6 protein-coding genes are annotated in these 7375 nt (G+C 47.9%); all 6 read right to left on the bottom strand.

The features are described 5' to 3' along the window. Positions 1 to 4: 4 nt before the first annotated feature. The 6 genes from AC3DOM_RS13970 to AC3DOM_RS13945 all read right to left on the bottom strand — a co-directional run bounded on the left by AC3DOM_RS13970 (position 5) and on the right by AC3DOM_RS13945 (position 7275). Positions 5 to 1213: a CaiB/BaiF CoA transferase family protein gene (locus AC3DOM_RS13970; RefSeq protein WP_487919657.1), complete on the bottom strand. Its 1209-nt coding sequence runs from the start codon at positions 1211 to 1213 to the stop codon at positions 5 to 7. A gap of 17 nt (positions 1214 to 1230) precedes the next feature. Then, positions 1231 to 2739 carry a trimethylamine methyltransferase family protein gene (locus AC3DOM_RS13965; RefSeq protein ID WP_487919656.1) on the bottom strand — a complete coding sequence of 503 codons (1509 nt, stop codon included), beginning with the start codon at positions 2737 to 2739 and terminating at the stop codon, positions 1231 to 1233. Between the two features lie 55 nt (positions 2740 to 2794). Beyond that, positions 2795 to 3445: a corrinoid protein gene (locus tag AC3DOM_RS13960; protein ID WP_487919655.1), complete on the bottom strand. Its 651-nt coding sequence runs from the start codon at positions 3443 to 3445 to the stop codon at positions 2795 to 2797. Between the two features lie 58 nt (positions 3446 to 3503). Next, positions 3504 to 4802, bottom strand: a complete 1299-nt coding sequence (locus AC3DOM_RS13955; RefSeq protein WP_487919654.1) for an aspartate aminotransferase family protein — start codon at positions 4800 to 4802, stop codon at positions 3504 to 3506. Between the two features lie 101 nt (positions 4803 to 4903). Then, a complete protein-coding gene (locus tag AC3DOM_RS13950) occupies positions 4904 to 6607 on the bottom strand; it encodes an aldehyde ferredoxin oxidoreductase C-terminal domain-containing protein (protein ID WP_487919653.1) in 1704 nt (567 codons plus the stop codon). Positions 6608 to 6777: 170 nt separating this feature from the next. Further along, complete coding sequence (locus tag AC3DOM_RS13945; RefSeq protein WP_487919652.1) at positions 6778 to 7275, bottom strand: Lrp/AsnC family transcriptional regulator; 498 nt, start codon at positions 7273 to 7275, stop codon at positions 6778 to 6780. Positions 7276 to 7375 lie beyond the last annotated feature (100 nt).

The following is a 7375-nucleotide window of genomic DNA, read 5'->3' as shown; positions in this document are numbered from 1 at the left end:
TCATCTATGCAATAACCTTTTTCTCTCGCAAGGTCTCTACTTCTTTTTTTTCATATCCCAGCTCCGCAAGAATGGCATCTGTATGCTCACCAAGCAATGGAGGTGGAATTTCTTGTGATGCACGGGTCCCATCTATGCTTACCGGAGAATCGATCAGGCGCAACTCTGGAATCAAAGGATGCGGAAAGGCTTTCAGCAATCCCAGGGCCTGGAGTTGTTCCTCCTGGACGAGATCGGCCACTGAATGGATGCGACTGCAGGGAATAGATCGGGCCCGTAGAGCCTCCTCCCATTTTACAGCCGTGCGTGTTTGGAAACGATCGATGATCAGCCTGCGCAACTCAGCCCTGTTTTTTACGCGCATTGGGTTGGTCGCGAAACGCTCATCTGCTGCAAGCTCAGGGATTTCCAACTCTTCTACAAATCTTTGAAAAAGATTGTCATTTCCGGCACAAACCAACAGCCCTTCATCTGAGGCCGGGTAGACCTCATAGGGAGCAAGCCAGGGTGTGCCCGTTCCACAGCGGACGGGGGTTTCCCCGGTCGCCAAATTACTCGTGATGTGATAATTCATCCACCAGGAGGCTGTTTCAAAGAGGCTGGTTTCCACGAGGCAACCCTGCCCGGAAATTTGTCTTCTTATCACAGCAGACAGAATTCCCATAACTGCCCACATCCCGGAACCGAGATCATTTACAGCAATGGGAAGTCGCACCGGAGGTTGATCAGGTTCGCCTGTCATATCCATTATCCCAGTAGAAGCCTGGAGGATCGGATCATATCCCGGGCTATTCCGCAGTGGACCTGTATTTCCATACGCGGAGATTGAGCAGTAAATTAAGCCAGGGTTTTTTTCTTTAAGCCCTTCATAACCAAGACCACGTTTTTCCAGTGAACCGGGTCTAAAGCTTTCCACCAGAATATCTGCCTGCAAAGCCAGCTTTTGGACGATTTTTACCCCCTCAGGCGCATTGATATCAATCGCCATACTGCGCTTATTTCGGTTGGCGCTTAAAAAGGTGGTGCTTTCACCGTGCCAGGTAGGAGGTGACCAACTGCGCGTATCATCTCCATACCCGGGACGCTCAACCTTGATGACATCTGCCCCCATATCACCAAGGATCATTGTGCAATATGGTCCTGCGAGATTCCGTGTCAGGTCTAAAACACGGAGACCTCGCAGGGATGCTCCCATTCCTGCGTCAAAAGTCATAGTTCTATTCCGCTCTTTTATTTATGCCCGCTGATCTCTCTTTTTATAGAATCATCTTTGTCAGCCCTGTCCACAATCTGTCTCAGTTCTTGTTTTACGCTCTCAGACATCGGCTCTGGTTTATGGTTTTCAAGGATCCAGGTGATGGCTTCGCGGGCAACATCTTTGGGATCGCGCCATTTTCGCCCTTCGGGTTTTCCATCATCATAAAGGATCGATTCTTTCGGCCAGGTGGTGCGGTAAAATTTGCCAGTTTCCCGGTGGCTGATATAGCCGCCTTTATGCCCCATTTCTTTGATCATATCAAAGGCAAGTGTCTTGGGATTAACATCAACCCCATCTGTGATTTCGTCAATTACGCGCAGCATTTCGCGATCAAATAATATGCGGGGGTGATCCAGCAGGCTGACGGCCTCATACATTCCGCTCGGGCCGAAGGACATATCAGCACCAGCCATCACGCCCAAAAGGTGGGAATATAGATTCTCATATCCGGCTTGCCAGTTTCCGAGTTCATACTGGCTGCCGCCAAAGGAATGACAGGCAAGGATCGGGATGCCATTGGAATGTGCCATCTGTACCCCGGATACATTGGTCATTTGGGCAACTGCCGATCCCATGAAGTAAGCACCCGTGCGAGGATCAACGATCCCGGGATTGACGGATATATAGTTCCCGACACCCGGATTGATGATCTGGGTTAGCATGATCCCACTCAGGGTTTCAGCCATCGCAATTGTGAGTGCTCCGGCAGGGTATGGCGGGGCTGTGAGGCCCAGGGTTGGCATCGACATAAACCCGACCGGGATACCGTACTCGGCAAAGATCATTGCCGCTTCGATACCGCCTCTATCCTGCGCCAGGGGCTGGATGCAACAAAGCAACTGCGAAAGCACTGGCCGTTCTCTTAGTTTCTCCTCGCTTCCGGATACAGCAATAGCCATTTCAACCGCATAGCGTGCCGAAACCTCATCCATCACTGATTCGGATTCAACATGTTTTTCTGAGTTGGTAAAGCAGGCTTCCAAACCGTGTAAGGGAGAAGTTTCACCTTTATCGCTTGCACTGGCCGAGGGCCACATCAACGAGATGATCGGCAAATAATCAGCAATACGGGCATGGTTGGCGATATCCTCTTTTACGGATAAACGGCGTTCACCAGTACTAAAATCGACAACCCTGGGGGATTCACCACTGCAGTAGAAATATGTTCCCTTGCCATCTCCAACGTGAACATCAAGATCAGGGCGTGCACCCGCCATTGTGTAATTACGCGGTGAGGTTGCGAGATATTTATCGAGCAAATCGGCAGCAATTTTGACAGTTTGTTTTTCAAAATCTACATTTGCGCCCACCTCGGCAAAGATCTTGAGCGCTTTATCGGATGGAAAAACCACGCCAATTTCTTCCAGTACGGTGCGGGTATTTTGGTTGATCTGGCTAATTTCCTGATCGTCGAGAATACTAATCTTTAGTTTGGATTTTATCGGTTTGATACTTGCTTTTCTTTCTTCAAGTTTGATCATTTCAGATATTCCTCTTGTGAACAAATTTATCCAGATTACTTAATCGATAATTGAATTATGCTGGGGCGTCTGCAAGCCTATAGGCAATGTCAACAGCTGAAATCGCATCTTCAGCATAGCCATCCGCACCGATCTGGTCTGCATAGCTCTGGGTGACAGGCGCTCCCCCAACCATAACCTTGACCTGATTCTTAAGGCCAGCTTCGTCCAAAGCCTCGATGATCTTTTTCTGTTGCAACATGGTTGTGGTCAATAATGCTGAAGCTCCCACGATTGTGGCATTATTTTCCTTGACTGCCTCGATAAATTCTGCAGCGGTTTTGTCAACACCAATATCAGTTACCTGGAAACCATTTGCCGAAAGCATAGTTCCGACAAGGGTTTTTCCGATCTCATGAAGATCACCCTCTACCGTGCCGATGACAACCCGGCCAACAACTTCGCGCTCTTGACCCCCAGCGAGAGCAGGTTCAAGGATATCCATGGCAACCTTCATCGTATCAGCACTGATGATCAACTCTGGAAGGTAGTATTCACCGCTGGCAAAGAGTTCCCCGACCTGCTGGATGCCTTTGGTCAGGCCATTGGTGATGCATGCCAGCGGATCGAGCCCTTGATCCAGGGCTTGCCTCGCCAATGCTTCAGCATCATCCGCTTCCCCATCAATGACAGCCTGCGCTAATTTCTTGTACATTTCTTCTGACATTATAAATTCTCCTTTTTAAAAATTGTGTTTTTATATAATATGGCGATCTAATCTGGCATTACCATTGGTGCTTACGCAAAATTTCAATAATGATATCCACTCCTTTACTGGCTTGTTCCCTGGTGATGGTCAAAGGCGGAGCAAAACGAATTGAACTTGCACCGCATTTGGTCAATACGATACCATTTGAACTCATTTCTTTAACCAACGATTTAATAATCTCCCCAGCCGGACTGCCATCAGCATTGATCAGTTCCACGGCAATCATCAAACCTTTACCGCGAATATCACCAATCATTGGTAATTCTTTCTGAGCTTTATGAAAACGCTGCTGGATATAATTTCCCACTTCCACGGCGTTGGGCATTAAATTCTCTTTTTGGATAATCTTCAATGTGGCCGACCCAGCCCGGCAGGCAACAGGGTTACCACCAAAGGTCGTGCCCTGAGCCGCTGGGGGCCAGGCATCCATCAGTTCCGCTTTTGCTAATACCGCGCCTAGCGGCAAGCCGCCTCCCAATGCTTTTGCCATGCAGACCATATCCGGTTCCACATCCCAATGTTCTACAGCGAACATCTTTCCAGTGCGCCCCAACCCGGACTGGACCTCATCGGCGATCAGCAAGATGCCATGACGATCACAAATTTCTCTTAATCCCTGAAGAAAACCATCCGGCGGGATAATGTAGCCGCCTTCGCCCGCGATAGGCTCAATGATGATCGCGGCAAGATCCTCAGGGGGCACAACTGTCTCGAGGGTTTTTTCTATCAAATTCAGGCAGGCCAGACCGCATTTATCAGCTGACTCATGTTTCAATGGGCAGCGGTAGCAATATGGGTATGGTGTGTGGGAGACCCCTGAAAACAAGCCGGTGAGATTACGGCGATAAAGAGTATTGCTGGCAGTTAATGCTGCAGCACCCATGGTACGACCATGGAAACTATCCGTAAAGGCCAGGATCATGGGGCGTTTGGTGATAAAGCGAGCGAGTTTAATGGCCGTTTCCACGGCCTCAGATCCGGAATTTACAAAGATCCCTTTCCCGTTTTTAAGATCGCCTGGAGCGATAGCTTTAAGCGCTTCCATCAATACTACATAAGGTTCCATATAACCGATATGACAGGCGCCGTGAAGCAGGGTGCGTGCTTGTTCAGTAATGGCTTCGACCACTTCCGGATGACAATGGCCTACATTCATCGTGGCGATCCCCGCAACGAAGTCCAGATATTTACGTCCTTCAAAATCGTAAAGATAGACCCCCTCACCCCGCTCAAAGGCAATATCTGTGTACCGATAGATTGTCGAGGCTACGGCAGCATGGTCACGCTCTATGATGCCTGCTGATTTCTTTTCCATCAATTGCTCCTCCTCCTCACTTTGACTAAAACCTATTCATGGATTGCCGGAGTTGCGACTTTAGTCGCTTTCTAAGGGTTAAAGCCCTTACTACCAAGATACTAGGTTTCAAAGACGCTATCCAAATCTTCCTTACTGACATCAAAGACGACGTTATGAGGCGGCAGAGGTTCACGGCTCATCCATTCGGGCAGGCGGTCATCCTGCTTGGTGAATCCTGCTCTTTTGTTGAATTCTCGCTCCAAGAGGAGAGTCTCCTTCCCCAATTCCTGTAGAAAATCATCTCCAACTTCAAATCCATGGATTGAATTAATTAGTTCACCAACGATGCTGTAATCAACACCGATCCCAAATCCAGCCATGATGCAGGCCCCCAGGGAATCGTACCCTGCCATGTTGATCTGGGCGTTGCGAGATACCTCAACCTGACCATTCGGATCGGTGGGTTTAACTTTTGCGCGAATGGTCAGCCCACAGGTGTGGTCAGCCCCCTGAGGGGAGGTAGCATAGGTAACACCCGTCCCTTTGATCGCTCTCGGGTCATAGGCAGGCATTGCCTGACCTTTTGCGACAGGCACTCTTTCCACACCAAAGGCCTTTCCTGTAAATGCTGCCCCGTTCCCCAGGATTCTTCCCAAGGGCGTACCCTCTCGAATTTCCTGAAGCAAGTCGAAAGCACGTTCGCCATCCCCAAAGTCCATCAAACCCGCATCTGCGGCTACTCCCAATGCGGCTCCAATCTCGATGGTATCAATTCCAATATCATTCGCGGCCTGATTTAATTTCGCGATCTTATCCAAATCATTGATCCCAAGGTTTGATCCCATCAGGCCAATGGTTTCATAATCAAGGGGCGAAACAAGTACGGTTTCCCCATCAATATCTCCAACAGTATTGGAGCATTTAATGATACAGCCAGCCATGCAGGCGTGGGTTGTATCACTGACACCGCCTCTTTCCAGCAACATTTCTCGCAATCGATCCCCGCTGATCTTTTCGGCGTCCTCAAAAATACCTGAGGAAAAATTTCTGGTAGGCATTGCACCGATGCCATCACAGAGGCTGACCATCGCAGAAGTTCCATAATCAGCATAAGTTGTCGTCTGCGGGTGGGCCAAGACAGCAGATGTGTATTTTTTTCGCGCCTGCTTGAAAGCGTCAAGATCCTGAATAGGCGGAGAATCTTCTCCTGCTGTGTCAATCACGATTGCCTTAATAAATTTCGATCCCATGACAGCCCCCAACCCGCCGCGAGCAGCTATTCGGGAGGGCACTTTGTCCTTGTCAATATTCTGGATGCCCGAGGACATCATTTTCATTTCGCCCCCAGGGCCAATCAATGCAATGGCAACATCTCCACCATATTTTTCGATCAGCCCCGATGCAGCCTTGTACACTCCCTGCCCAAGAAATGATTTGGCCGAATCAAAGCGAACACCATCCTTGCTGATGTGGATCACGCCCCAGTCAGCATCTTCAGGTCTGTCTTCCAGAATCAACGCCTTAATTCCTAATTTAGTAAGTTCATATCCGGTACGTCCCCCGGCGTTAGATTCTTTGATACCGCCTGTCAGAGGGCTTTTGCCCCCTATTGATATTCGATCAAGACTGGATAGACGATGCCCTGTAAGCAAGCCGGGAGCAAAAATTAACTTGTTTTTTGGACCGAGTGGATCACATTCAGGATCTACCTCATCAAGTAATATTTTTGCGGATAAGCCTCTTCCTCCGAGAGATGCCCAAGACTGCGGTATATCTTCAATTAATGAGGTTTTGGATTTTGTATTTACTCGCCAGATTTTCATCCTGATTCTCCGTTTTAGGGTAGTGGGAAAAACAACCCTTTGTATGTTTATTCTCTACTGAGAGAGAGACGAATGTTGATCGGATTCAATACTCCATTCGTTTAGTGAATAAAGTGTCGTAGAGTCTTTTTCTTTCCTTCCTAATGGGTACAAAATTAATTCTGTACCCATTAGAAAGCTTGCCCCAGGTCCCCAGGATATTCTACAAAATCAGCCTCCGGGGGAATCCACTCATAGGCTGCTCTTACAACACTTGGAACAAGAACTGTTTTTGTTCGCTGAATTTCTGGAATATTGGACAACTTTTGAACAAAATCAAAGGCTTTTTCTCCATCTTTAAATACTGCCTGGACACTTAAATCTTGATCGCCAAATGAATAAGCGATATAGGTGATTTCATGAAATTCCTTAAGCATCTCAGCAACTTTTTCCACTTTATTTAATTCAACTTGGCAATAAATATCTACTGTCATTCGATACTCAAAGCTTTGGCGGTTGATGACCACCGTAGGGAGAATATCCTTTCGTTCCACCATTCGAGTAATACGATGGCGTATTGTTCTTACTGGTACATTTAATTGGCGGGCAATTGCAGAACTAGACATTCGTCCATCTTCTTGGAGAAATAGAATGATTTGACGATCGAGCCTATCTAAAGCGTTTTTCATCGTAAATCCTTTCTAAGTCTGTGAAACCTATACTGCGTCTATGCTATACATGTTTTAGGCATTGTGTTGCCGATACGGCAACACAATGCCTAAATTATAT

The sequence above is a fragment of the Candidatus Desulfolinea nitratireducens genome (genome assembly GCF_982879505.1).
Note: the sequence above shows the minus strand (reverse complement) of the source record. Positions and strands in the feature narration are given on the sequence as shown.

Bases quoted from the DNA above. Each gene is read 5' to 3' on its own strand.
- AC3DOM_RS13945 (WP_487919652.1), bottom strand. From the start codon at position 7,275: ATGAAAAACGCTTTAGATAGGCTCGATCGTCAAATCATTCTATTTCTC.
- AC3DOM_RS13955 (WP_487919654.1), bottom strand. From the start codon at position 4,802: ATGGAAAAGAAATCAGCAGGCATCATAGAGCGTGACCATGCTGCCGTA.
- AC3DOM_RS13960 (WP_487919655.1), bottom strand. From the start codon at position 3,445: ATGTCAGAAGAAATGTACAAGAAATTAGCGCAGGCTGTCATTGATGGG.
- AC3DOM_RS13970 (WP_487919657.1), bottom strand. From the start codon at position 1,213: ATGACTTTTGACGCAGGAATGGGAGCATCCCTGCGAGGTCTCCGTGTT.
- AC3DOM_RS13965 (WP_487919656.1), bottom strand. From the start codon at position 2,739: ATGATCAAACTTGAAGAAAGAAAAGCAAGTATCAAACCGATAAAATCC.
- AC3DOM_RS13950 (WP_487919653.1), bottom strand. From the start codon at position 6,607: ATGAAAATCTGGCGAGTAAATACAAAATCCAAAACCTCATTAATTGAA.